The organism is Hyphobacterium indicum (genome assembly GCF_003129605.1).
GTDB classification, from domain to species: domain Bacteria; phylum Pseudomonadota; class Alphaproteobacteria; order Caulobacterales; family Maricaulaceae; genus Hyphobacterium; species Hyphobacterium indicum.
On sequence record NZ_QBDX01000001.1, the window covers coordinates 418,865 to 441,442 of the forward strand.

Sequence of the window (22,578 nt, forward strand, 5' to 3'; positions counted from 1 at the left end):
GCAATCTGTTGCCCGCACAACGGCATTCCGCTTTTGCGGCCCCTGATCAAGCCTTCTATGGTCGGACACCAGAACACGCGGAGCCTGCCCCATGCCCACACCCGTCATCCTCGATTGCGATCCCGGGATTGATGATTGCGTCGCCCTGATGCTGGCACTGGCCTCGGGCGGGGAGCTGACGGTCGAGGCCATCTGCACCGTGGCGGGAAATGTCGAGGTGGATATTTGCACCTGCAATGCGCTCGGCCTGCTGGCCCTGACCGGCCACACGGATGTGGCGGTCTATTCCGGGTGCGCCCGGCCGATGCGGGATGATCCCGTCTTTGCCAATCACATCCATGGCGAGAGTGGTCTGGGACCGGTGGTTTTTCCCGAAAAACGGCCGGCGGCCCGTGCCGGATCCGCCGTTGACTTCCTGGTCGGCCGGCTGTCGGACACGGCGCTCCCACCCGCGACTTTGGTCATCACCGGTCCTTCGACCAATCTGGCCACCGCACTCCGTCAGGCACCGGAAATCACGGCCGGAATCGACCGGATCGTGTTGATGGGCGGGGCGCGCCGCGAGGGCGGCAACATCACACCCTCGGCGGAGTTCAACATCTATGCCGACCCCGATGCGGCGCAGGCTGTGCTGCATTGCGGCCGGCCCGTAACGGTTATCGGGCTCGACACGACCTTGCAGCTACGCTGCACACCGGACCGCATGCAGGCCCTGCGCGCCATCGGCAATCCCGCATCCAGGGCCGCTGCCGGAATGATCGAACATGTCAACGCCATCTATGGCGAGATTTATGGCACGGCAGGGGCCGCGCTTCACGATCCCTGCACCGTTGCCTGGTTGCTGGCACCCGGACTCTTCAGCGCCCGGCCGGCCCGGATCGAAGTGGAAACCCGGTCACAATTGACCCGTGGTCACACAGCTGTCGATCTGCGTCCCGGCGCGGACAATCCTGCCAACGCCGTCTGGGTAGACGGTCTGGATGCGGATGGCGTATTCCGACTGCTTCTGGAAAGGATGGCCCGTCTATGACTCTGCCCCGCCTGACCGTCATCGGCTCGGTCAATCTCGACCTTGTTGCGCATTGCCCGAAGCTGCCGGAACCGGGGGAAACCGTCCTCGGCGGTGATTTCGCCATCTCGCCCGGTGGCAAGGGGGGCAATCAGGCGCTGGCGGCGCGGCTTCTGGGCGCGGATGTCGACTTCATTGCCTGCATTGGCGCAGATGATCATGGCGCGGCGGCAACCCGCTTGCTGCGCGAGGCGGGCGTTTGTCTGGATCATTGCCGTGTCAGCAGTGCGCATCCCACAGGTGTGGCGCTGATCGCCGTCAGCGAGGATGGTGAAAACCAGATTGTCGTGGCCCCCGGCGCCAATTCGGCGCTGACCGCGGACGACGTGCCTGCGCAGATTGCCACTGCCCTGATCGGCCAGCTCGAAATTCCCCTTCCGGCGCTGACCGCAGCGGTGGAGCGTTGCACCGGTTTCAGGGTGCTCAATCTCGCACCGGCCCGGGACGTGCCGGACGCCCTGTTGGCGCAGGCCGATCTGCTGATCGTCAATGAAACCGAGGCGGCCTTTTACGGGCAGGACAGGCTGCTGGCCTTCAATAACCGCGTCGCCCTTACACTCGGCCGCGAAGGCGCCGTCCTGTTTCACCGGGGCCGCGAGGTGGCGCGCGCCCGGCCGCCGCAGGTCGAGGTGGTCGAGACAGTGGGGGCAGGGGATGCCTTTGTCGCAGCCCTCACCATAGGCCTTATGGAAGATATGGGCGATCAGCGGGCTCTGGAATTTGCCTGCGCAGCGGGTGCCCTGGCGACCACCCGGCCGGGCGCACAGACCGGCCTGCCCGGCCGCGGCGCTGTCTTCTCCCTGATGCAGGAAACGTCATGACCAGCCCCATCACACATCTCGATCTGCGTGATTTTACGGATGGCGGTCCGGCGCAAAAGCAGGCTTTTGTTTCCTCCCTGATGACCGGTCTGCAACGCTATGGCTTTCTCACCCTCTCGGGCCACGGAGTGGACCCGCAATTGCTCCGCCAGAGCTATGCGGTGTCAGCGGCATTCTTCGCCCTGCCGGAAGCCGAAAAGCGCCGTTATGCTGGCGCCCTGCGTGGCTACACACCCTTCGGAACCGAACATGCGAAGGATCATGCCGCACCGGATCTGAAGGAGTTCTGGCAGATCGGCCATGACGCCGGTGCCGGACCGGTCCAGCCCAATGTCTGGCCGGACCGTCCGGCCGGTTTCCGGGAGACGTTCGAGACCCTGTTCAACCGCCTGTTCGAGACCGGCCGCCAGCTTCTGGGGGCCATCGCTCTGGGCCTAGAGCTCGAGGAAGACTATTTCGACACCCGGATCCGCAATGGCACATCGCTCTTGCGCCTTTTGCACTACCCGCCTGTGCCGGAGGGCGTGGATCCGGCCTGTATCCGCGCCGCCGCGCATGAGGACATCAATCTGATCACCCTGCTGGTGGCGGCGGAAGGTTCCGGCCTTGAATTGCTTGACCGGGATGGAAACTGGCTGGCGGTGGAAAATGCAGCGGATCATCTGGTGATTGATACCGGCGACATGATGGCCCGCCTGACCAATGGCGTCCTGCCCGCCACCACGCATCGCGTGGTCAATCCGTCAGGTCCCAATGTCAGCCGTTATTCCATGCCCTTCTTCGTGCAGCCGCGCATGGACGTCTCGCTTGCCTGTCTGCCGTCTTGCCGCAATGTGAAGCCACCCGAGCCGGACATAACAGCCGGTGACTTCCTCAATCAGCGCCTGAAAGAAATCGGCTTGCCGGGAGCCTGATCTCGGCCGCTGCCGCATGGCCGCTGCGGAGGTCGAATAACCCTTCTGATCAGAGGGTTGATTTTGTGTGCTTTTCACCGTCCATTTGCGCTCTTCCCTGACAGGTTTCACAGGAGTGCCCAGATGGCAGGTGCCCAGCCGCAATCGCCCGCGCCCAAGCGCAACGCCTTTACCCGCTTTCTGGACGGAGTCGAATGGCTCGGAAATCTGCTGCCGCATCCGGTGACCCTGTTCGCATTGCTCGCGGTCGGAATCGTGTTTCTTTCCGGCATTCTGGGCGGGATCGGGTTGACGGTGGAAGACCCGAGGCCGGTGGGCACGCCGGGCCGGGCCGATGATGGCATGATCCGGGCGGTCAGCCTGTTGAGCGGGGACGGCATAAGGCGGATTTTCACCGGCCTGACCACCAATTTCACAAATTTTGCGCCGCTCGGCGTTGTGCTGGTCGCCATGCTGGGCGTCGGCGTGGCGGAGCGCTCCGGCCTGTTATCAGCTGCCGTCCGCTCCATGGTGCTGGGCGTGCCCAAACATGTTGTGACGGTTGCGATCGTCTTCGCCGGCATCATTTCAAACACCGCATCGGAAGTCGGCTATGTGGTCCTGATCCCGCTTGCCGGCGCGATCTTCTATGCGCTGGGCCGCCACCCGCTGGCCGGAATGGCGGCGGCGTTTGCGGGCGTGTCCGGCGGATACAGCGCCAATCTGCTGATCGGCACGATCGACCCCTTGCTGGCCGGCATCACCCAGGAAGCCGCGCAACTGATCGATCCGGATTATATCGTGGTCGCGACCGCCAACTGGTATTTCATGGTCGCCTCGACCTTCCTGATCACGGCGGTCGGCTCGCTGGTGACGATTTTCATTGTCGAGCCCAAGCTGGGCAGATTCGAGGTTGAAAAAGCCGACCCCGACATTCTCGACGACCGGATGATGGAGCCGCTCACAAAGGATGAGAACAAGGGGCTGAGATGGGCCGGTATCGCGCTGATCGGTGTTCTGGCCCTGATGGCGCTCACCCTGGTTCCGGAATGGGGCATATTGCGCAACCCGGAGACTGGCGACCGCATCAATGCGCCTTTTTTCCGCGGCTTCGTGGTCTGGATCCTGATCTTCTTCGTGGTCACCGGCATCGCCTATGGCCGTGCGGTCGGAACGATGAAGAATGACCGCGATGTCATCAATGCCATGGCCGCGGCGTTGTCCTCGCTGGGGCTCTACATTGTGCTGGTTTTCTTCGCCGCCCAGTTCGTTGCCTTTTTCGGCTGGACCAATCTGGGGGCCATCACGGCGGTGACAGGCGCCAATTTCCTGCAGGATACCGGCCTGACCGGCCCCGTGGTCTTTATCCTTTTCATCCTGATGTGCTGTTTTGTGAACCTGATGCTGGGATCGGCGTCGGCCCAATGGGCGGTGACCGCGCCCATCTTCGTGCCCATGCTGATGCTGATCGGCTATTCACCGGAAGTCATCCAGGCCGCCTACCGCATCGGCGATTCCACGACCAATATCATCACACCGATGATGAGCTATTTCGGGCTGATCCTGGCCTGGGCCACGCGGTATAAAAGCGATCTCGGCGTCGGCACGCTGATCGCCATGATGCTGCCCTACACGATCTTTTTCATCCTCATCTGGTCGGGCTTCTTCTTCCTGTGGACTTTCGGCCTCGACCTGCCGGTCGGTCCCGGCTCGCCAACCTATTATCCGCCGAATTGAGGGGGCGAATCCGGCTTGCCGAGCCGAAGCTCGCGCAGCGAGCGAAGGCTGGTGACCCCGGCGCGATTCGAACGCGCGACCTCCAGATTAGGAATCTGATGCTCTATCCTGCTGAGCTACGGGGCCATGGCCAACGCCTCTTGTCCTGTAAAACCGGCCGGGCTGCAACCGCTACAAGCTGACCGGTCCTCTTACGGCTCCGGAAACCTTGTCACATTCCTTTTATGGTGAGACGCGACGGATTGGCATAGCGTGGCGCGTATTGCGTTTGCGGTTTGAAACGGGAGGATGCGGACCATGCGCATACAGTCTTTGCTGGCCGGCCTGGTGGCGGTTCTGTCATTTCTGATGCCCTCGATGGCACAGGCTGGCGATCTGAATGCGGCGATTTCGCCGCCGGTCCGCTCGGTTGCGCTGCCCGAGGCGGGCACTGCGACGGCAACGACATTTGCAACCGTCGTTAACCGCACGGACCGGGCGCTTGGAAATTGTAAGGTCGAGCTCCCGGGACGTTTCAGAAATCTGACCCTCGACTACGCCTGGACCGACCCGGCCACGAACGCTCTGGTGCCTGGAAGCGAAAACACACCCTTTTCGCTCGGGCCTCGCGCGTCACAATCGCTCTTGATCGCCATTTCTGCCGACGCGGAATTTGATGGCGTCGTTCCGCCCGTCTTCCAGTGCAGCGGTGGTGCGACTGCGGACTCTCTTTATGGCGTGAATACGTTTGAACTGAATGTCGCCAGCACGCCGCCAACGGATATCGTCACGATTGGTCTGACATTGAGCGGGGATGGCGTTATCCGGGTTCCGCGTGAAGGTGGCCGACAGGCGTTTGCCGTCGCTGCCGTAAATATTGGCGGAGCCGGAACGGTACGGATCACGCCGGTTGGGCTTTTCGGCCAGAATGCAGACCTCCCGGCTGATCTGACCGTCTGCATGACCAATGCGCAGGGGCAGTGTTTCATTTCGCCGGAACCCTTCATCGATACCTTTTTTGGCACCAATGATGTCTATACCTTTGCTGTGTTCGCACAGGCTCATAACGGATTTGCCATTCCACTGGCGCCGGCAAACAACCGCGTCGAGCTTCAATTCCGGGTCGATGGAGAGTTGGCGGCAGCAACGAGCGCGGCGATAACGGCTCCAGGGCCAGATTACGTTCTCAATTCGCGCGATGCATTGCGTTTGGCCCAACAGGCGACATTCGGCGCGAACCAGACGCTGATCGAACAAATCCGCCGTGCCGGTGTTGAGGTCTGGGTCGACGAACAGCTGGGCCTGACCGAGTCGACCTATGCCGATCTGGGGGCGCAGGCTGTTCCGACCAATTTCTGCCGCGACATGCCAAATCCCTGCCGCCGCGATCATTTCACCGCATTCCGCTTGCAGATGCGGTTTTTCGAGAATGCAATGCAGAATGGCGACCAATTGCGTCAGCGTGTGGCGTGGGCACTCTCTCAATTATTGGTGGTCTCTGAACATGAAGTGCCTCTGAATTATGGTCTCGCAAATTATCAGCAAATGCTTCTTGAAAACGCGTTTGGGAATTACCGGGATATTCTTGAGCATGTCGCCCGATCACCCGTTATGGGCGAATATCTCGACATGGTGAATTCGCGGGCCGAGGCACCGAACGAGAATTTCCCGCGCGAATTGCTTCAGCTTTTTTCTCTGGGCGAGGTGCGGCTCAACAGGGATGGCACACCTCAGGTCGATGGGACGGGCCGGATCATCCCCGCCTATACCGAACAGGACGTTCTGGAACTATCCCGCGTATTGACCGGGTGGGTGTATCCGTCCGACGGCAACTTCATCCCGTCATTCAACAACCTGCCGAATTTCACCGGTCCGATGGAATCAGTGCCGGCAGAGCATGATAACGGGCCAAAGACCTTTTTGGGATCCGGCATGATCGGCGGACAAAGCGCCGATGCTGACCTTGAACAGGCTATCGACATCATCTTCGCTCACCCCAACGTGCCGCCTTTCATTTCGCAGCAGCTGATCCAGCAATTGGTAACGTCCAACCCAACGCCGGCTTATGTTGATCGAATTGCGTCCGTGTTCGAAGATAATGGCCAGGGTGTTCGGGGTGACCTTCATGCCGTTGTACGGGCTATTTTGCTGGATCCCGAGGCGCGCAATTCCACCCCTGATCCCGCGCGCGCTGGAAAACTACGCGAACCTGTATTGCTGATGACGTCGGTCCTGCGTCTGATCGGCGCGGAGTCTGACGGCTATGCTTTTTTGCGGCGGCTGGGTGTTCTTCATCAGATGCCGTTTGAAGCGCACCACGTTTTCAATTTCTATCCACCTGATTATGCCCTGCCGGGATCGGGCGAACTTGTTAGCCCTTCGCAGGCGCTGGTAAATATGAGCACGGTCTTTGAGCGCCATAACATACTGTATGACTGGACGTATGACGGACATCCAAACCGTTGGGACTGGCGTCCGGTATCCGATTTTCCGGGCGCGTCGGGAACACAGGTTGATTGGTCGGCCTGGGGCCGATTGGCGCAAAATCCGGAGCTTTTTGTTCAGACCCTGGACGACCTCATTCTGGAGGAGGATTTGACCACAGATCAGCGCGCGCTGATTGTTCAGGCGATGCAGGCCCAAACCTATTGGGGGGACCCGTTGGAAGAATCCCGACGTCGCGCGCGGCTTGGAATGTATCTTTTCGTCACCTCTCCCTTCTTCCAGATCGATCATTAGGAGCCCGTTATGACGATTGATCGCAGAGAACTTCTCAAGCTGGTCACCGGGTCGAGCCTCGCAGCTTTGATGCCCAGTCTGGTTCGTGCACAAACGGTCGGAACGGGGTCAGGTTACAAGGCTATCGTTGCGCTGTTCATGCACGGCGGAAATGACTCCAATAACATGCTTATTCCCAATGATGAGCGCCATGCCGGTTACGCCGCTGTACGCGGCAGCGCCATCGCCATCAATCGGGGCGATCTTTCGCCCCTTGCCGGCACGCCCATGGGCATGCATCCGTCGCTTGCGCCGCTGGCACAGCTTTGGTCGGAGGGGGATCTCAACTGGGTCCAGAATGCCGGCGTACTGTTACAGCCCCTGACGCGGGATCAATATAATAACAGCCCGCAACTCCGGCCTGTGAATCTCTTTTCGCATGATGCCCAGCAAAACCTCTGGCAAACCGGTGGCGCGGCGTCCGAACTGATTACGGGCTGGATGGGCCGGGTCGGAGACCGATTGGTCGATGTCGGGCACGTCTATCCCTCGGTTTCGCTTTCAGGCGCGCAGCGAGCATTGATCGGGGATCGCAATTCGCCTCTGCTCATTTCCAGTTCAAACCTCGCACTGCGCAATTACGATCCGACCGATATGGACGCGAATGATGTCGCCCGGCGCGCTGCGCTGGATGGTCTGTTGGCCGCACCGCAGCAATCCAATCTGGGAAATCTGACCACCGATATCATCCGTGGTGATCTAGAGGCCGGCGCGGTTCTGAACGATATTCTGAATGGTGACCAGTCGATCGTCGATGCCAGTTTTGTCGACCCGGCAGGCAATCCTGTCGATAGCAGTCTTGCCACAGCTCTGAAGCATATTGCGCGCCTGATCGAAGCACGAGACGAGATCGGCGCGACCCGCCAGACATTTATGGCGGAAACCGGAGGATTCGATAATCACCGCAGCCAGGCCGGAACACATGCTGAATTGCTCTCGAATATCGCCCGGTGTGTTTATGCTTTCCACAATACGATGAGGGCGCTTGGTGTGGCTGACGAGGTTGCACTCTTCTCCATGTCCGATTTCAACCGCGTGTTCAAAGGTAATGGATCTGCGGGTTCCGATCATGGCTGGGGCTCGCACCATTTTGTGGTCGGTGGCGATCTGCGACCCAATCAATTGCTCGGCACTTTCCCGGATCAGACCATCGGCGGTCCGGACGATGCGCGATCTGACGGGCGCTGGATTCCGACCACCTCCGTCGAGGAATATGCGGGCGCGCTTGTTCGCTGGCTGGGCGTATCCGATGCCGATATGCCTTACGTCTTCCCCAACTGGTCGAACTGGAATGGTGGCGGACGTGGGCCGCTGGACTTGTTTGCGTGACCTCCGGACTCGACTCAGGGGCGAGTAAGCGCTTTTCTGCCCGGTATGCGGGCAGGGTGGGTGTTCATAACAATCAGCCTCTGGCTGATGGCGGGCGCGCAGGGTTTGGCGCAAACGGTGACGGCGCATCGCCTGAATGATTTCGGCCTGATCACGGTGCCGTCCGCGGAGGGCGAAACCCTGACCCTCAGACTCGCCGGCATTGAATTGCCGCGCAATGGCACCCCCGGACACGGGCTCGCCATGCAATTCATCGATACAGAACTGGAGGCACGCCCGGTCACGCTCCTGTCCGGCCCTGAGGAACGCCTCGACCGCTTTGGCAATCTGATCGGGGATCTGGATCTGGGCGGGCATACGCTTGCGGCTCTCCTGGTCCGGGAAGGCTATGCCATGGCCTATTCCTGGCCGGACACACGGGAGGCGGCTGCGCGCCTCCTGCCCCTGGAGGCGGAGGCACGGCAGGCCGGCCGGGGCCTCTGGGGGGCGGGGGTTTTCGAGATACGCACACCGGAGCCCAACACGCTCGCCCTCTATCTGGAGACCGTCCAGATTGTCGAGGGCCGGGTCATTTCCATCGGCGATACCCAGGACCGGCTCTATCTCAATTTCGGATTCGATTACCGGACGGATTTCACCGTCTCGATCGAACAGGGTGATACCGCCCGCTTTGAGGAAGCCGGCCTGGACCTGCGCGCACTTGAAGGGCGCATTGTCCGCGTGCGCGGCTGGGTACAGGCGATCAATGGTCCGTCAATCTCGGTCGATCACCCGGAACGGATTGAAGTCCTGACCCCGTGAATGCGGCTAGATCAGCCCGGCTTCTTCCGGGTCGCCGAAGCGGTTGGTCAGCGACTTTTTCAGCTTGGTCAGGGCCTGATGCTCGATCTGCCGCACGCGCTCCTTGGAGATGCCGAGGCGCTCGCCGAGGGATTCGAGCGTCACGACCTCCTCGCCCAGCTTGCGCTCGGCTATGATCAGCTTTTCCCGGTCGGTCAGGCTTTCCATCGCCTCGTACAGCCACTGGCCCCGCTTTTCAGCGTCATGCGATTGCATGACCGATTCTTCCGGCGCCGGGCGGTCATCTTCAAGCAGATCCTGCCATTCGCCTTCGCCATCTTCGGTGAAAGGCGCATTGAGCGACCGGTCGGAGGCCGCCAGCCGCGAGGCCATGGCGTCGACATCCTTTTCCGGCACGCGCAGAGCCTTGGCGGTCTTGGCCCGGTTTTCCGGGGACATCTCGCCGCCATTGATATCATTGATCATCGCCCGGATGCGGCGGAGATTGAAGAACAGCGTCTTGTGCGAGGAGGTCGTGCCGGTGCGCACAATGGACCAGTTGCGCAGCACATAATCCTGGATAGACGAGCGGATCCACCAGGCCGCATAGGTCGAGAACCGCACTTCGCGTTCCGGCTCGAACCGCGCGGCCGCCTGCATCAGGCCGACATTGCCTTCCTGCACGAGATCGGAAAAGGGCAGGCCGTATTTGCGGAATTTCGACGCAATCGCGATCACCAGCCGCATATAGGCTTGGGTCAGGGCGTGCAGGGCTTTCTCGTCACCATCATCGCGCCAGCGGATCGCCAAAACCTGTTCTTCCTCGCGTTCAAGCAGAGGCTCTGCCATGGCATTGCGCAGGAATGCACGGTCCGGGTCGACAGAGCGGGGGCGGGCGGGGGTTTGTGTGTTCTGAGCCATACCCGATTTACGAATGTGGCGGGAATGTGGATCACTGGGCGCTGAAAATAAAACACCCGGCACGATGGCCGGGTGTTTCGATCAATGTGTGGACGAAAACCGGCTATGCGGCTTTCTTCAGCAGCGTCTTCGACAGCATGTCGCGCGCCGCATCATGTTCGATGCTTTCAACCGCGGCCACTTCACGCACCATCCGGTCAATCGCCGACTCATAGAGCTGGCGTTCGGAATAGGATTGTTCCGGCTGATCCTCCGCGCGGTGCAGGTCGCGAACGACCTCCGCAATGGAGATCAGATCCCCGGAATTGATCTTTGCTTCGTATTCCTGGGCGCGGCGGCTCCACATGGTCCGCTTCACCTTGGCCTTGCCCTTCAGGGTTTTCATTGCGTCCTTGACGATCTTGTCAGAGGACAGGGGACGCATGCCCGACGTGTCGGCCTTGGCGGTCGGCACGCGCAGGACCATCTTGTCCTGCTCGAAAGACACGACATAGACCTCGATATCGAAGCCTGCCACGGAATCCTTTTCCACGCCCACTACGCGGCCGACGCCGTGCGCCGGATAAACAATATAGTCGCCCTTCTTGAAGGACCGGTTGTCATTCGCCGTCTTTTTGCTCATGGAAACTCTCATCTGGACCAGGGAAAAGGCGCACACATCTCCCGCCTCTGAAGACCTCTTTTGTGAATAAAGTGGCCCTCAAAAGGGTATGTGACCTTCTCCCCCGGGAAACGGGCGTGCAGCCTGCGCCGCCCAACGCGACCAGTGTATAACATAATTTTTGGTTAAAAACAATTCGTTGCCGGACGAATAGTTTACGATCCCTTGCCCGGCTTTTCCGAGAAGTATTTTTCGAACTTGCCGGTTTCGGTCTCGAATTGCGCCGCGTCTTCAGGCGGATCGATCTTTACAGTAATGACCGGCCAGAGTTCTGCATACTTGGAATTGATGGCCAGCCATTTGCCGTCCGGATCATCTTCGGTATCGGGCTTGATGGCTTCCACCGGGCATTCCGGCTCACAGACGCCGCAGTCGATACACTCGTCCGGATGAATGACGAGGAAGTTCTCGCCTTCATAGAAACAGTCGACGGGACAGACCTCGACACAGTCCGTGTATTTGCAGCGCACGCAGGCGTCGGTGACAATATACGTCATCGAAAAATCATTCCGATCAGTTCACTAAGGGCTGCGCCGCACATGTGCCCGTGCAGCAGAAAAGTCAACGTGTCCGGGCTGCGGCTTCTGCGCGCGACCGGGCGAGAACCCGCTCCCGGTCGCTCACCGCCAGCAAGGGGGCGACGCGCCGGATAAAGGAATCTTCAAGGTGCGACTTCTCTCCATCGGCCAGGGCCACCCGCCACAAATGCTCCACCAGGGCGATTCTTTCCGGTCCGGGCAGGCAGGCTTTGACGACTTTCGTGAACTGGTGATGGTCCGCGGCATTCTCCGCCAGCGTTTCGGCCCGGGACAGCATGTCGGCGGCTTTTTCCGGATCCAGTTGGAACGCCGCCATCAGGATATGACGGATCTGCTCGGCCTCGATGTCGGCATAAATTCCGTCAGCGAGCGCTGCTTCGACCAGCAAGGTCGTGGCGGCCACATGCGGGTCGAGCTCCGAGCGCGCCTCGGCCTCTCCACCACCGCTCATCATCTTCCTGATGGCATCAAACATCGGGGGCATCCTCCTCGCTGACAAGCTCATACAATCCGCGCGCCTCCGCCGGAGGGCCGCGCCGTTCACCCAAGGCCATGATCTTCAGACTAACGATGCGGCTTCGCAAGGGAAAGGTCAGCCGGTCGCCCGGGCGGACCAGTGCGGACGGTTTTTCTATGCGTCTGGGATGCCCGCCGCCGCCGATCCGGATGCGGCCCTTGCTGACATAGGCGGTGGCGAGGCCCCGTGTCTTCATGAAGCGGGCGCGCCACAACCAGATATCAATGCGCACGGATGATTCGCTCACCGGCCACTCGCCCGCTTTTTCCGCCGTTTGGGCCGCTGGACCGCCAATTCCGGCTTCAGGGCGGCGAGGGCCGCAAACGGTGTGTCGGCGGCCGGAACCGGCCGGGACGGCACAGGCGTGGACCGTAACCGTCTCTTGGCCCAACGTTCGCCTACCGCTTTTTCAGGGTCCGGCCCTTTCCTGACCCGGCGGAATCCGAGACTCGAGAGCACGCCGCGCAAATCCTGAACCGAACAGCCCAGCAGCGAGGTCATGGCCGGTGCCAGTTCGAAATCCCGATTCTTGCCGGCCGCCCGTGCGTCGCGGACAAGGTCGGCCAGCCGTTCCAGGATATCAATGCGGACAATGCGCGGGCCACAGCGCTGGAATCCGGCGGCGGCATGATCGGCAGCTGGCCGGGACTCGTCCGCCGCGACGCTCATCAGCCCGGGCGCTGGCTGGAAGGCGCGCAGGCGATCCCCCTGGTATACAGCGCGCAACAACCCGGACAGGCGGGCGATGCGGGGCTTGATGAGGGCCGGCATGAACACCGAGAATTCGCCGATCCTTATACCCAACCGGCGCAGCGCCCGCCGCTCCGCGGCTGACAGCGCCCGGACGTCCGCATCAATTTCGTGACGGGCAATTGCGCCGCCATTTTCAGCGAGACGGAAAGCCAGCCCACGTGCCATACCGCTCAGCGCCTGATTGGCCTCGTCGGAGGTCAGCCGCAACAGCGGCTGCAGATCACGCGATATCTGCGCGCGAATGCAGCGCTCGATATTTCCTTGCGCCCGCACCTGGGCTTCCGGCGCGCCCAGCTCGCCGCCGATCAGCGCGATATCCGGCCGGAAAGGGCTTGCGCCGGCGGTCAGCTGCGCCACGGGCCTGTCCTGCCAGGCGATACGGCCCTCGGCATCCAGAGTCAGATCGTCCGTTCCGGCCTTGGCCAGCGCCCCGAGACGGCGGTTGATCTCCGGCCGCAGGGCTTTTTCAGCCGCCTGCCGCAAGGCACGGGCCTCCAGCGCGGAGCCTTCGGCATCGGCCCTGAACATCAACCCGTCCAGATGCCCGACGACATGGCCCTCAACCGTGACAGCGCCGTCCGTGCCGAGCTCTGTCTCCAGCGCCTTGTCCGCGCGCAAGCCCTTGACCAGCGCCGCGGTGCGGCGGTCGACAAAGCGCTGGGTCAGATGATCGTGAAGTGCATCAGACAGACGGTCTTCAACCTCTCGCGCCCGTTCGCGCCAGAAATCCGCCTCTTCGGTCCAGTCACCGCGGTGCGCGACATAGGCCCAGGTGCGGACCTGAGCGAGCCGCTGTGACAACACATGAACATCGCCGCCAATCTTGTCGAGCCGGTCGAATTGTGCGGCCATGAAATCGGTCGGCAACCGGCCATTCGGTGATCGTAAATGGGTCAGGATCTGGCTGATCAGGCGCACATGGGCATCCAGCGAGACCTTGCGGAAGTCGGGAATCCGGCAGATGTCCCAGATCAGTTCCGTGCCCTGCGGTGTCCGCCCGAGATCGCGAATGGCCTCATCCCTGGCCAGAAGGCCCAGCGACAATTCATCGATCGGCTCTCGGGTGCGGCGCAGCAGGGGATTGCGCGAGGGCCGTGACAGGCTGAGCTGAAGCTGGTCAATCGAGCGCAGGTCGAGATCGCTGTTGCGCCACTGGATCTGGTCCAGATAGGGGAAGGCATGATTTTCGATGGCGCCGATCAGCTCGTGTTCAAACGGCTTAATCTGACCGGTTTCACCGAATGTCCCGTCCTGCCGGAAGCGGCCGGCCCGCCCGGCAATCTGACCCATCTCGTTGGCAAAGAGCCGCCGGCGTCGGCGGCCGTCAAACTTTTCCCGCTCGGCAAAGGCAACATGATCGACATTCATGTTGAGACCCATGCCCACCGCATCGGTCGCGATCAGGTAATCCACTTCGCCGGACTGATACAGGCCGACCTGGGCATTGCGGGTGCGCGGGCTCAGCGCGCCCATGACCACGGCCGCGCCGCCCCGCTGCCGCCGGATCAGCTCGGCAATCGCGTAAACACTGTCCGATGAAAAGGCGACAATGGCAGAGCGGCGGGGCAGGCGCGCCAGCTTGGTGGGACCGGCATAGCTCAGTGTCGAGAACCGTTCACGGCTGACAATATCGGCATCCGGCACCAGCTCTCGGATAATCGGACGCATGGACTCCGCGCCGAGCAGCATGGTCTCTTCCGTGCCGCGCGCATGCAGAATGCGGTCGGTGAAGACATGGCCGCGTTCCGGATCTGCCGCGAGCTGGATTTCATCGATGGCCACAAAGGCCGCATCGAAGCTCAGCGGCATGGCCTCGACCGTACAGATGAAATAGCGCGCCGTCGGCGGCACGATCTTTTCTTCGCCCGTCACCAGCGCCGTGGCCCGATAACCCTTCTCCCTGACCACGCGGTCATAGATTTCTCGCGCCAGCAAACGCAGGGGCAGGCCGATCATCCCGGACCGGCGTGCCAGCATGCGCTCAACGGCGAGATGGGTCTTGCCGGTATTGGTCGGGCCGAGAATGGCGGTCAGGGGTGCATAGGCAGTCATGCCCGCCATATAGCGGCGTTTGCCCTATTCGGCGACCGGCTCCACGGAAATTGACCGCGCTTCGATGGTGATGGCCCCGAATCCGGAATTGGTCCGGATCCGCACGGGCAGGTGAATGCCGCCGCCATTGAAGGGCGCCAGCCACAGGACGACGGGTTCTGCGATATCCGATTCCGAGGGCATGTCTTCCGGATCGTATCCGGCGATCGGCTCGTAGAAGGCGTGGCAGCGTATGGCTTCCCCGCGCCAGGCGCGGGTGCGGATGTCATTGGCACCGGCCACTTCCAGGCGCAGATCATAACGCGCCTTGCCGTCGAACACCGGAATCCGGCCGGAACACAATTCACCCGGCTCGGAGGATTGCCGTAATCCCAGACGCAGGAGTGCGCTCACCGGGTCCACGGCACCGGCCCGCTGGCTTTCATTCGCTGGCGGTTGTCCCATAGATCCGAACGGTGGAACGACATCCGGGGTGGCGACACCTGCGGGGAAATCGATGCCCACGACCCGGCCGGACCCGCTGGAATGGTTCAGATGCTCATACCGCCAAGGCTGCAGTGCGCCGCCCGTATAGCCGGAAATGCCGGCTTCAATGTCGGCGTCCGAGAACAACGCCGCGAGTCCGGCTGTCGTGAAACGGGCCGTCGCGCCATAATTCTCGCCGCCGATCTGGCCGCTGAGCTGTATATTCGCGACGCGGAATATGATGACCGAGCCGGAATAGGATATATTGATATTCATCGGTGGTGCGGGCGGCGCATCAACATTGTCACGAGCCGCGGCGACATTCGAGGCAGCGAGAGCGATCACGCTGGCTGCCAGGATAGGAAGACGCATAGACACTACTCCGTAAAACACATCCCGCCCGCTGAAGCCGGAAGAAACCCGTATCGCGCATTCAACATGGCTGCAAGATGAATGCGGATCACGCCCGCCAGTGCTTGACGAATGCATCCGCCTTGGGTAAGTCCCGCCGCTCCCCGCCGAACGGCTCCGTTTGGCGGGAACGGTTTTCTTTGAACGAAGGTATTGGCCATGTCACGGCGTTGCGAACTTTCTGGTGTTGGTCCCGCTGTCGGAAACAACGTCTCCCACGCGAACAACAAGACCCGGCGCCGGTTTCTGCCGAATCTGTGCGACGTGACCCTGTCGTCCGATGCGCTGGGCCAGTCCTACAAGCTGCGCATTGCCGCCAAGACGCTGCGCAGCGTCGACCATGTCGGCGGTCTGGACGCCTATCTGATGAAGTCCAAGGACGACAATCTGTCCGACCGCGTGCTCAAGATCAAACGCGCCCTGAAAAAGAAGACGGCTGCGGCATAGCTCCCTGGATCAGGTGAAGATTTCAACGCCCGTGGCCCCGGCCGCGGGCGTTTTTCGTTTCGGAGACAGATCATTATGGTCATCCTGCCCGTCGATATCCAGCAAGGCCTGGATGAATGGTCCTATTGGGGCGGAGATCGCTCGACGCCGGGTTTCGAATCCAATGTTGCGACCCTGCTGGCCGCGGCGCGCGCACAAGGCCAGACACTCATCCATGTCAAACACAACTCTACAAACCCGGACAGCCCGCTGCGTCCCGGTCAGGCTGGAAATGACTTCAAGCCCGAAGCCCGGCCAATAGACGGTGAGCTGGTTATCGGCAAAACGGTCAATTCGGCCTTCATCGGCACCGGGCTTGAGCCGCGTCTGAACGCGATGGGCGCAAACCAGCTGGTCATTTTCGGTCTGACGACCCAGCACTGCGTTTCCACCACGGTGCGGATGGCGGGGAATCTGGGATTCGAGACGTTTCTGGTGGGCGACGCCACAGCCGCCTTCCCGGTTCGCGACGCCAATGGCCATGTCATGGATGCCGAGACAGTGCACCGCGTTCACCTCGCGAGCATTGACGGAGAATTCGCCACCGTCATTTCCACGCAGGAAGCGGTTTCGCTGATCCATCCGGCGGGCTAGGCTGCCGCACATCATTCAAGGGGAACACAATGCGCATTGCGATTCTGGCTACCGCTTTCCTTCTGGCCGCCTGTTCCATGGAAGGAGCAGAGCGTGACACCGCTGTGACCGTGGAGGCCGCTGACACCATCTTTTCCGGCGGACCGATCTACACCGCCGATGAGGGGCAAGAGCAGGTCGAGATCGTGGCCGTGCGCGACGGGCGCATCGTCTATGCCGGCGCGGAAGCCGATATCCCGGATGGCCTGATCAGCGAGGCGACCACCGCCATCGATCTGGACGGGGCCGCCATGTATCCCGGCTTCACCGACTCACATGTCCATGTCATCGGGCTGGGTGCGCGCGAACGCCTGCTCAATCTGGAAGGCACAACCTCCATCGCGGATTTGCAGGCAAGGGTAGCCGAGGCGGCCGCGGATCTGCCGGACGGTTCGGTCTTGCAGGGGCGTGGCTGGATCGAGACCCACTGGCCCGAAGGCCGCTTCCCCACGCGTCAGGATATCGATGCCGTGGCCCCGGATCTTGCCGTTTTCCTCATCCGCGCTGACGGCCATGCGCTGGTCGCCAATTCGCTGGCGCTGGAACGCGCCGGCATTACGGCTGACAGCGTCGCCCCGGAAGGCGGCGACATTCTCCGCGATGCGGATGGCGAGCTCACCGGCATGCTCATCGACACGGCCATGGCACCCGTCGGGGCGCTGGGGGGCACATTCGAGGGTGAAGACCGCGCGCAAGTCTATCTGGAAGGGGCCTGGGCGGCGGCGCGTTATGGCTGGACCGGCGCGCATGACATGTCCGTACCATGGGCCGATGTCGCCATGATCGAGGGCCTTTCGGAAGACTTGCCGGTTCGTGTTTACATCTCTGCCAATCCCGACGCCTTCGGCCCGCTGGTGCGCGATGGCCATGTCATCAGCGACAACCGCCGCGTCATCGCCCGCGCCATCAAGCTCTACATGGATGGCGCGCTGGGATCGCGTGGTGCCGCCCTGCTCGAGCCCTACAGCGATGATCCGGGCAATTCCGGCCTCATGCTCAGCCGTGAGGACGAAACGCTCTCGGGCATGGTCACGGCGCTGCAGGAGGGCATTCAGCTCAACATTCACGCCATCGGTGATCGCGGCAACCGCCTTCTCCTCGACTGGATCGAGGAGGCCCGGGCCGCAGTGCCGGTGGAACAGCGCGCCATTGCCGAACCGCGCTGGCGCAATGAACACACCCAGATCGTCGACCCGGCAGACATTCCACGCTTTGCCGAGCTCGGCGTCATCCCGTCCATGCAGCCCAGCCACGCCATCGGCGACCTCTTCTTCGCCCCGGACCGTCTGGGTCCGGACCGTCTGGATGGCGCTTATGCCTGGCGCGCCCTGATCGATTCCGGCGTGATCATTGCCGGCGGGTCGGACGCCCCGGTGGAACGTGGCGATCCGCGCATAGAATTCTATGGCGCCGTGGCCCGCCGCGGGCTGGATGGCACGCAGACAGAAGACTGGCGCCCGGATCAGGCCGTCACCCGCGCCGAGGCCCTGCGCATGTTCACGGCCTGGCCGGCCTATGCCTCCTTCCGCGAGGACGAGCTCGGCCGGATCGCTGAGGGCCTGCGCGCCGATTTCACGGTCTTCTCCGCCGACATCATGACCATTCCGGAAGAGGAGATCCTCACCGTCGAGCCGGTGATGACGGTGCTTGATGGCGAGATAGTCTGGCGGGCGGAGTAGGCTTGTGTCATTTTTCCTCCCCCGTTCACGGGGGAGGTGGCAGCGAAGCTGACGGAGGGGGCATGCCCCCCTCGGCCTTTCAGGCCACTCCCCCCGCAAGCAGGGGGAGAAAACTACTGGGAATCGCTCCCGATCCGACCTTGCGCGAACGCAAAACTCATGAGCAGCGTCCGCTGGCCGGGATTGTAATTGTCGTCCGAGAGGATGAAGAGGCGCATTTCGCCATTCACATTGCCAACCGCAATGCCTTCGAAATTGTCGACCGTCATGCCCGGCGTAAGGATGGCCAGCGTATCGATATTGCTGCGCTGGTCCTCGGTTTCCAGACCGAACTCGTCAAAGCGCATGATGCGGATCGTATTGCCGACGCCGCTGATATAGATGCGCTCGAGCAGATAGATGTCGCCATCCGGTCCGCGATCCAGACCGGTCACGCCAAATCCGGGTTCCGCCGGATACGGCAGGCCGGTGGCTTCGCCGTCATCGGGCATCACCCACAGCGTATGGGGCCGGCCGTCAATGATGGGATATTCCACGCCGGCCCAGAGGCCGTAATCGGCGGACGCCAGTCCCTCAATCCCGCCATTATCACGCAGGCGATCCGTGCCCGGCGGCGGCGTGATCGGGGTGGGCGTGGCGATGGCGACCCCTGACCAGTCCGGTGAAATGTCATAGCGCGCCATTCGGTGCTCGCGCTCGAAACTGACGGCATAGGCGCCATTGCCAAGTGCGGCGAGCCCTTCGGCATCAGCGGCCCGGTCTACCAGTGCCTGACCATTGGCATCGAGCATCGGGGCATAAAACGCGTTCGAAAGACCGGTGAGCATGCCGGCATCGTCATATTCCAGATGCGCGGTCAGCCAGTAGGCGGAATCGGAAATTGCCAGCAGGCGGCCGCCTTCAATTTCCATGCCGGACAATCCGCCGAAGCGCTCATCCGGTGAGGCCAGCACCAGCCCGCCGCGATATTCCAGAGCGCCCACATCCTGACGCTCCGGCGCATCGGGATAGAGCGCGACCTTTTCGGCCTCGATCAGAATCGGCCCGGCACCGGGATCGCCCGAACAGGCGGCCAGCAATAACAGCGCGGCGAATCCGGTCAGATATTTCACACCTTCGCTCCCAGCTCGGCCCAGTCGGCCCGTGTCAGCCCGCGTGTACCTCTGGATGATGACGAGGATATGGCGGGCCCGCGCGGGCCCGGCCCGTCCTTGTCGAACAGGGCGGCCAGCTGTTCGGTCATCGCCCCGCCCAATTGCTCGACATCGGTGATGGTCACCGCGCGGCGGTAATAGCGCGTCACATCATGGCCGATCCCGATGGCCAGCAATTCCACATCCGAGCGGTTCTCGATCAGCGCGATCATTTCGCGCAGATGCCGTTCCAGATAGGCGCCGGGATTGGCCGATTGCGTGCCGTCATCCACCGGCGCACCATCGGAAATCACCATCAGGATGCGCCGCTGTTCCGGCCGCATGGCGAGGCGTTTCCACGCCCATTGCAGGGCTTCGCCGTCGATATTCTCCTTCAGCAGGCCTTCGCGCATCATCAGGCCGAGATTGACGCGGGAGCGCCGCCACGGCTCGTCGGCATTTTTGTAGACAATATGCCGGATATCATTGAGGCGGCCCGGATTGACGGGCTTGCCTGCCTCGATCCAGGCTTCCTTGGCGCGTCCGCCCTTCCACGAGCGCGTGGTAAAGCCGAGAATCTCCGTCTTCACCCCGCAACGCTCCAGCGTCCGCGCCAGAATGTCGGCACAGGAGGCCGCCGTCATGATCGGCCGTCCCCGCATCGAGCCGGAATTGTCGATCAGCAGGGTGACAATCGTGTCGCGGAAATCGGTTTCCAGCTCCTGCTTGAAAGAGAGCGGCGACATCGGATCGGTGACCACCCGCGTCAGCCGCGCCGGGTCCAGCACGCCTTCTTCCAGGTCAAAACTCCAGGAGCGCGTCTGCTGCGCCATCAAACGGCGTTGCAGCCGGTTGGCCAGACGGCCGACGACATTCTCCACCCCTTTCATGTGCTGGTCGAGATAGCGCCGCAGGCGGGCCAGCTCCTCTTCATCGCACAGATCCTCGGCGCGGATGATTTCATCGAATTTGGTGGTGAAAATGCGATAGCTCTCGGCAGGCCGGTCCTCGAAGCGGGCATAATTGGGCCGTTCGGCGCGCGCCGCTTCACCGGCCTCCTCATCGCTGTCCAGCTCGCCCAGGGTCTCATCGGACTGGTAATCGATCTCGTCATCATCGGCGCTGTCGCCATCGGCATCGACATCCTCGCCCTGATCACTGTCGGGTTCGGAATCGCCATCCTCCTCGCCGGTCTGCTGTTCGCGCTCGGTGCCGGAATCCTCGTCATTATCGCTGTCGGAGTTGTCCGGATCCCCGCCCAGCTCGTCGGCCAGATCGAGATCGCGGATCACCTCTTCCAGGGCTTTTGCGAAGGCCTTCTGGTCGTCCGCGCTGTTAGCCAGCGCATCCAGAGCCTCACCCGCGCGGGTTTCCAGATCCTCGCGCCAGACATTCATCAGGCCTTCGGCCAGCTTTGTCGTCGGGCGGCCGGTGATGCGCTCGCGGATCATCAGGCCCACCGCCTCGTTCAGCGGCGCTTGCTGGCGGTCCTCGACCCGGTTCCAGCCCTTCTGGACGGCCTTCGCCTCCAGCGCGGCTTCCAGATTGACGGCCACGCCGCGCATTTCGCGCGCGCCCAGACTTTCCACGCGGGCCTGTTCAGCCGCATCGAAAATCGCCCGCGCCTGTGATCCCGGCGGCAGGGTTTCGGCCCAGGTCTGCTTGTTGTGGTGCAGCAGTTTCAGCGCCATGGCATCCGCCCGGCCCCGCGCCGCGCGGGCCGATCCGGCATCCACCTCGCCCGGATTGGGCAGGGTCATCTTTCCCTTGGCATAGCTTGCAATCTCGCCGCCAAAGCGCACTTCCAGATCCTTGTCCTGGGCAATGGCCCGGGCGGAAATGGCCAGGGCGCGCTTGAACGCATCGGCGAGGGGGTTGTCGGTCATCTCACGGCTTATGCCGCGCTGGCCGGCTTGGCGGGGCTCGGCTTCAGCGGCGCTTCAGGCAAATCCTCACCGAAGACGCGCTGGTAGAATTCGGCAATGGTCGGCCGCTCGAGCTCGTCGCACTTGTTGAGGAAGGTGAGGCGGAAGGCATGGCCGACATCACCGAAGATATCGGCATTCTCTGCCCAGGTCAGAACCGTGCGCGGGCTCATCACGGTGGAGATATCGCCATTCATGAAGGCATCGCGGCTCATATCCGCCACCTTCACCATATCGGCGATTGTCTTCTTGCCCTCATCGGTCGCGGCCATCTCCGGCAGGCGTGACCGGATGATTTCTTCTTCGGTTTCTGCCGGCAGATAATTCAGCGTGGCGACAATCGACCAGCGGTCCATTTGCCCCTGATTGATCTGTTGCGTGCCGTGATAGAGGCCCGTGGTATCGCCCAGCCCGACCGTATTCGTCGTCGCAAACAGGCGGAAATAGGGGTGCGGGCGGATCACCTTGGTCTGGTCCAGCAGGGTCAGCGAGCCCGAGGCTTCCAGCACGCGCTGGATCACGAACATCACATCCGGGCGGCCGGCATCATATTCATCAAACAACAGGGCGACCGGGCGCTGCAGCGCCCAGGGCAGAATGCCTTCCTGGAATTCGGTGACCTGCTTGCCGTCACGCAACACGATGGCGTCCTTGCCGACCATGTCGATGCGGGAGACATGGCTGTCCAGATTGATGCGGATCAGGGGCCAGTTCAGGCGTGCCGCGACTTGTTCGATATGGGTGGATTTCCCGGTGCCGTGATAGCCTTGGATCATCACCCGGCGATTGCGCGCAAATCCTGCCAGAATCGCCCGTGTCGTGGCCGGGTCGAAGACATAGGCCTCATCCACCGGCGGCGTGTGCTCGTCGGGCCGGGAAAAGGCCGGCACCTCGAATCCGGGGTCGAAGCCGAACAGGGCTTCGCAATCGGCAATCACATCGGGCTCATTCAGGGGGAATTGGTCGCTCATGGCACTCATATATCGGGCGATCCGGCGCAATCTCCAGCGCGGATTT

At 62.0% G+C, this 22,578-nt stretch carries 20 protein-coding genes and 1 tRNA gene; 10 read left to right on the forward strand and 11 right to left on the reverse strand.

Annotated elements, in window-relative coordinates; translation table 11 throughout:
• Positions 1-91 precede the first annotated feature (91 nt).
• The 4 genes from DBR16_RS02050 (at position 92) to DBR16_RS02065 (ending at position 4,520) form a co-directional block, all read left to right on the forward strand.
• Entirely contained in the window at positions 92-1,030 is a 939-nt protein-coding gene (locus DBR16_RS02050; protein WP_109259568.1) for a nucleoside hydrolase, read from the forward strand.
• Positions 1,027-1,890, forward strand: coding sequence for a ribokinase (locus DBR16_RS02055; protein ID WP_109259569.1), 864 nt, complete (start codon positions 1,027-1,029; stop codon positions 1,888-1,890). The genes DBR16_RS02050 and DBR16_RS02055 overlap by 4 nt, the downstream gene beginning before the upstream one ends.
• On the forward strand, positions 1,887-2,804 hold the full coding sequence (locus DBR16_RS02060; protein ID WP_109259570.1) for an isopenicillin N synthase family dioxygenase: 918 nt from the start codon (positions 1,887-1,889) through the stop codon (positions 2,802-2,804). The genes DBR16_RS02055 and DBR16_RS02060 overlap by 4 nt, the downstream gene beginning before the upstream one ends.
• Positions 2,805-2,927: 123 nt before the next feature.
• A complete protein-coding gene (locus DBR16_RS02065) occupies positions 2,928-4,520 on the forward strand; it encodes an AbgT family transporter (protein WP_109259571.1) in 1,593 nt (530 codons plus the stop codon).
• Positions 4,521-4,569: 49 nt separating this feature from the next.
• Here DBR16_RS02065 and DBR16_RS02070 read toward each other — a convergent pair.
• A tRNA-Arg gene (locus tag DBR16_RS02070) sits at positions 4,570-4,646 on the reverse strand.
• A 171-nt stretch (positions 4,647-4,817) separates the two neighbouring features.
• Here DBR16_RS02070 and DBR16_RS02075 point away from each other — a divergent pair.
• The 3 genes from DBR16_RS02075 to DBR16_RS02085 are packed head-to-tail and all read left to right on the forward strand — an operon-like array spanning position 4,818 to position 9,407.
• Complete coding sequence (locus DBR16_RS02075; protein WP_161539372.1) at positions 4,818-7,238, forward strand: DUF1800 domain-containing protein; 2,421 nt, start codon at positions 4,818-4,820, stop codon at positions 7,236-7,238.
• A 9-nt stretch (positions 7,239-7,247) separates the two neighbouring features.
• Positions 7,248-8,606: a DUF1501 domain-containing protein gene (locus DBR16_RS02080; protein ID WP_109259573.1), complete on the forward strand. Its 1,359-nt coding sequence runs from the start codon at positions 7,248-7,250 to the stop codon at positions 8,604-8,606.
• 60 nt (positions 8,607-8,666) lie between these two features.
• On the forward strand, positions 8,667-9,407 hold the full coding sequence (locus DBR16_RS02085) for a thermonuclease family protein (RefSeq protein WP_161539373.1): 741 nt from the start codon (positions 8,667-8,669) through the stop codon (positions 9,405-9,407).
• Positions 9,408-9,413: 6 nt separating this feature from the next.
• Here the strand turns inward: DBR16_RS02085 and DBR16_RS02090 are convergent, their stop codons facing one another.
• From DBR16_RS02090 to DBR16_RS02120, 7 genes are all read right to left on the reverse strand, one after another.
• On the reverse strand, positions 9,414-10,307 hold the full coding sequence (locus tag DBR16_RS02090) for an RNA polymerase factor sigma-32 (RefSeq protein WP_109259575.1): 894 nt from the start codon (positions 10,305-10,307) through the stop codon (positions 9,414-9,416).
• 103 nt (positions 10,308-10,410) lie between these two features.
• A complete protein-coding gene (locus DBR16_RS02095) occupies positions 10,411-10,929 on the reverse strand; it encodes a CarD family transcriptional regulator (RefSeq protein ID WP_109259576.1) in 519 nt (172 codons plus the stop codon).
• Positions 10,930-11,123: 194 nt separating this feature from the next.
• A complete protein-coding gene (gene fdxA, locus DBR16_RS02100; protein ID WP_109259577.1) occupies positions 11,124-11,465 on the reverse strand; it encodes a ferredoxin FdxA in 342 nt (113 codons plus the stop codon).
• Positions 11,466-11,529: 64 nt separating this feature from the next.
• Positions 11,530-11,982 carry a tellurite resistance TerB family protein gene (locus DBR16_RS02105; protein WP_109259578.1) on the reverse strand — a complete coding sequence of 151 codons (453 nt, stop codon included), beginning with the start codon at positions 11,980-11,982 and terminating at the stop codon, positions 11,530-11,532.
• Positions 11,975-12,271, reverse strand: coding sequence for a S4 domain-containing protein (locus tag DBR16_RS02110; protein WP_109259579.1), 297 nt, complete (start codon positions 12,269-12,271; stop codon positions 11,975-11,977). The genes DBR16_RS02105 and DBR16_RS02110 overlap by 8 nt, the downstream gene beginning before the upstream one ends.
• On the reverse strand, positions 12,268-14,829 hold the full coding sequence (locus DBR16_RS02115; RefSeq protein ID WP_233347511.1) for a helicase-related protein: 2,562 nt from the start codon (positions 14,827-14,829) through the stop codon (positions 12,268-12,270). Before DBR16_RS02115 ends, DBR16_RS02110 begins: the two co-directional genes overlap by 4 nt.
• Before the next feature lie 24 nt (positions 14,830-14,853).
• Positions 14,854-15,666 carry a DUF3108 domain-containing protein gene (locus DBR16_RS02120; protein WP_233347513.1) on the reverse strand — a complete coding sequence of 271 codons (813 nt, stop codon included), beginning with the start codon at positions 15,664-15,666 and terminating at the stop codon, positions 14,854-14,856.
• A 198-nt stretch (positions 15,667-15,864) separates the two neighbouring features.
• Between DBR16_RS02120 and rpmB the strand changes: the two genes are divergently transcribed.
• The 3 genes from rpmB to DBR16_RS02135 all read left to right on the forward strand — a co-directional run bounded on the left by rpmB (position 15,865) and on the right by DBR16_RS02135 (position 18,503).
• A complete protein-coding gene (gene rpmB / locus DBR16_RS02125; protein ID WP_109259581.1) occupies positions 15,865-16,152 on the forward strand; it encodes a 50S ribosomal protein L28 in 288 nt (95 codons plus the stop codon).
• Positions 16,153-16,227: 75 nt separating this feature from the next.
• Positions 16,228-16,785 (forward strand): cysteine hydrolase family protein, encoded by a 558-nt coding sequence (locus DBR16_RS02130; RefSeq protein WP_109259582.1) that lies wholly within the window; start codon positions 16,228-16,230, stop codon positions 16,783-16,785.
• Positions 16,786-16,814: 29 nt separating this feature from the next.
• Positions 16,815-18,503 (forward strand): amidohydrolase, encoded by a 1,689-nt coding sequence (locus DBR16_RS02135; protein WP_109259583.1) that lies wholly within the window; start codon positions 16,815-16,817, stop codon positions 18,501-18,503.
• 113 nt (positions 18,504-18,616) lie between these two features.
• On the opposite strand, the gene DBR16_RS02140 is transcribed toward DBR16_RS02135, so the two are convergent.
• The 3 genes from DBR16_RS02140 to cobS are packed head-to-tail and all read right to left on the reverse strand — an operon-like array spanning position 18,617 to position 22,532.
• Entirely contained in the window at positions 18,617-19,615 is a 999-nt protein-coding gene (locus tag DBR16_RS02140) for an esterase-like activity of phytase family protein (RefSeq protein ID WP_109259584.1), read from the reverse strand.
• Positions 19,612-21,522 carry a cobaltochelatase subunit CobT gene (cobT, locus tag DBR16_RS02145; RefSeq protein ID WP_109259585.1) on the reverse strand — a complete coding sequence of 637 codons (1,911 nt, stop codon included), beginning with the start codon at positions 21,520-21,522 and terminating at the stop codon, positions 19,612-19,614. Before cobT ends, DBR16_RS02140 begins: the two co-directional genes overlap by 4 nt.
• Positions 21,523-21,530: 8 nt before the next feature.
• Positions 21,531-22,532: a cobaltochelatase subunit CobS gene (gene cobS / locus DBR16_RS02150; protein ID WP_109260014.1), complete on the reverse strand. Its 1,002-nt coding sequence runs from the start codon at positions 22,530-22,532 to the stop codon at positions 21,531-21,533.
• Positions 22,533-22,578 lie beyond the last annotated feature (46 nt).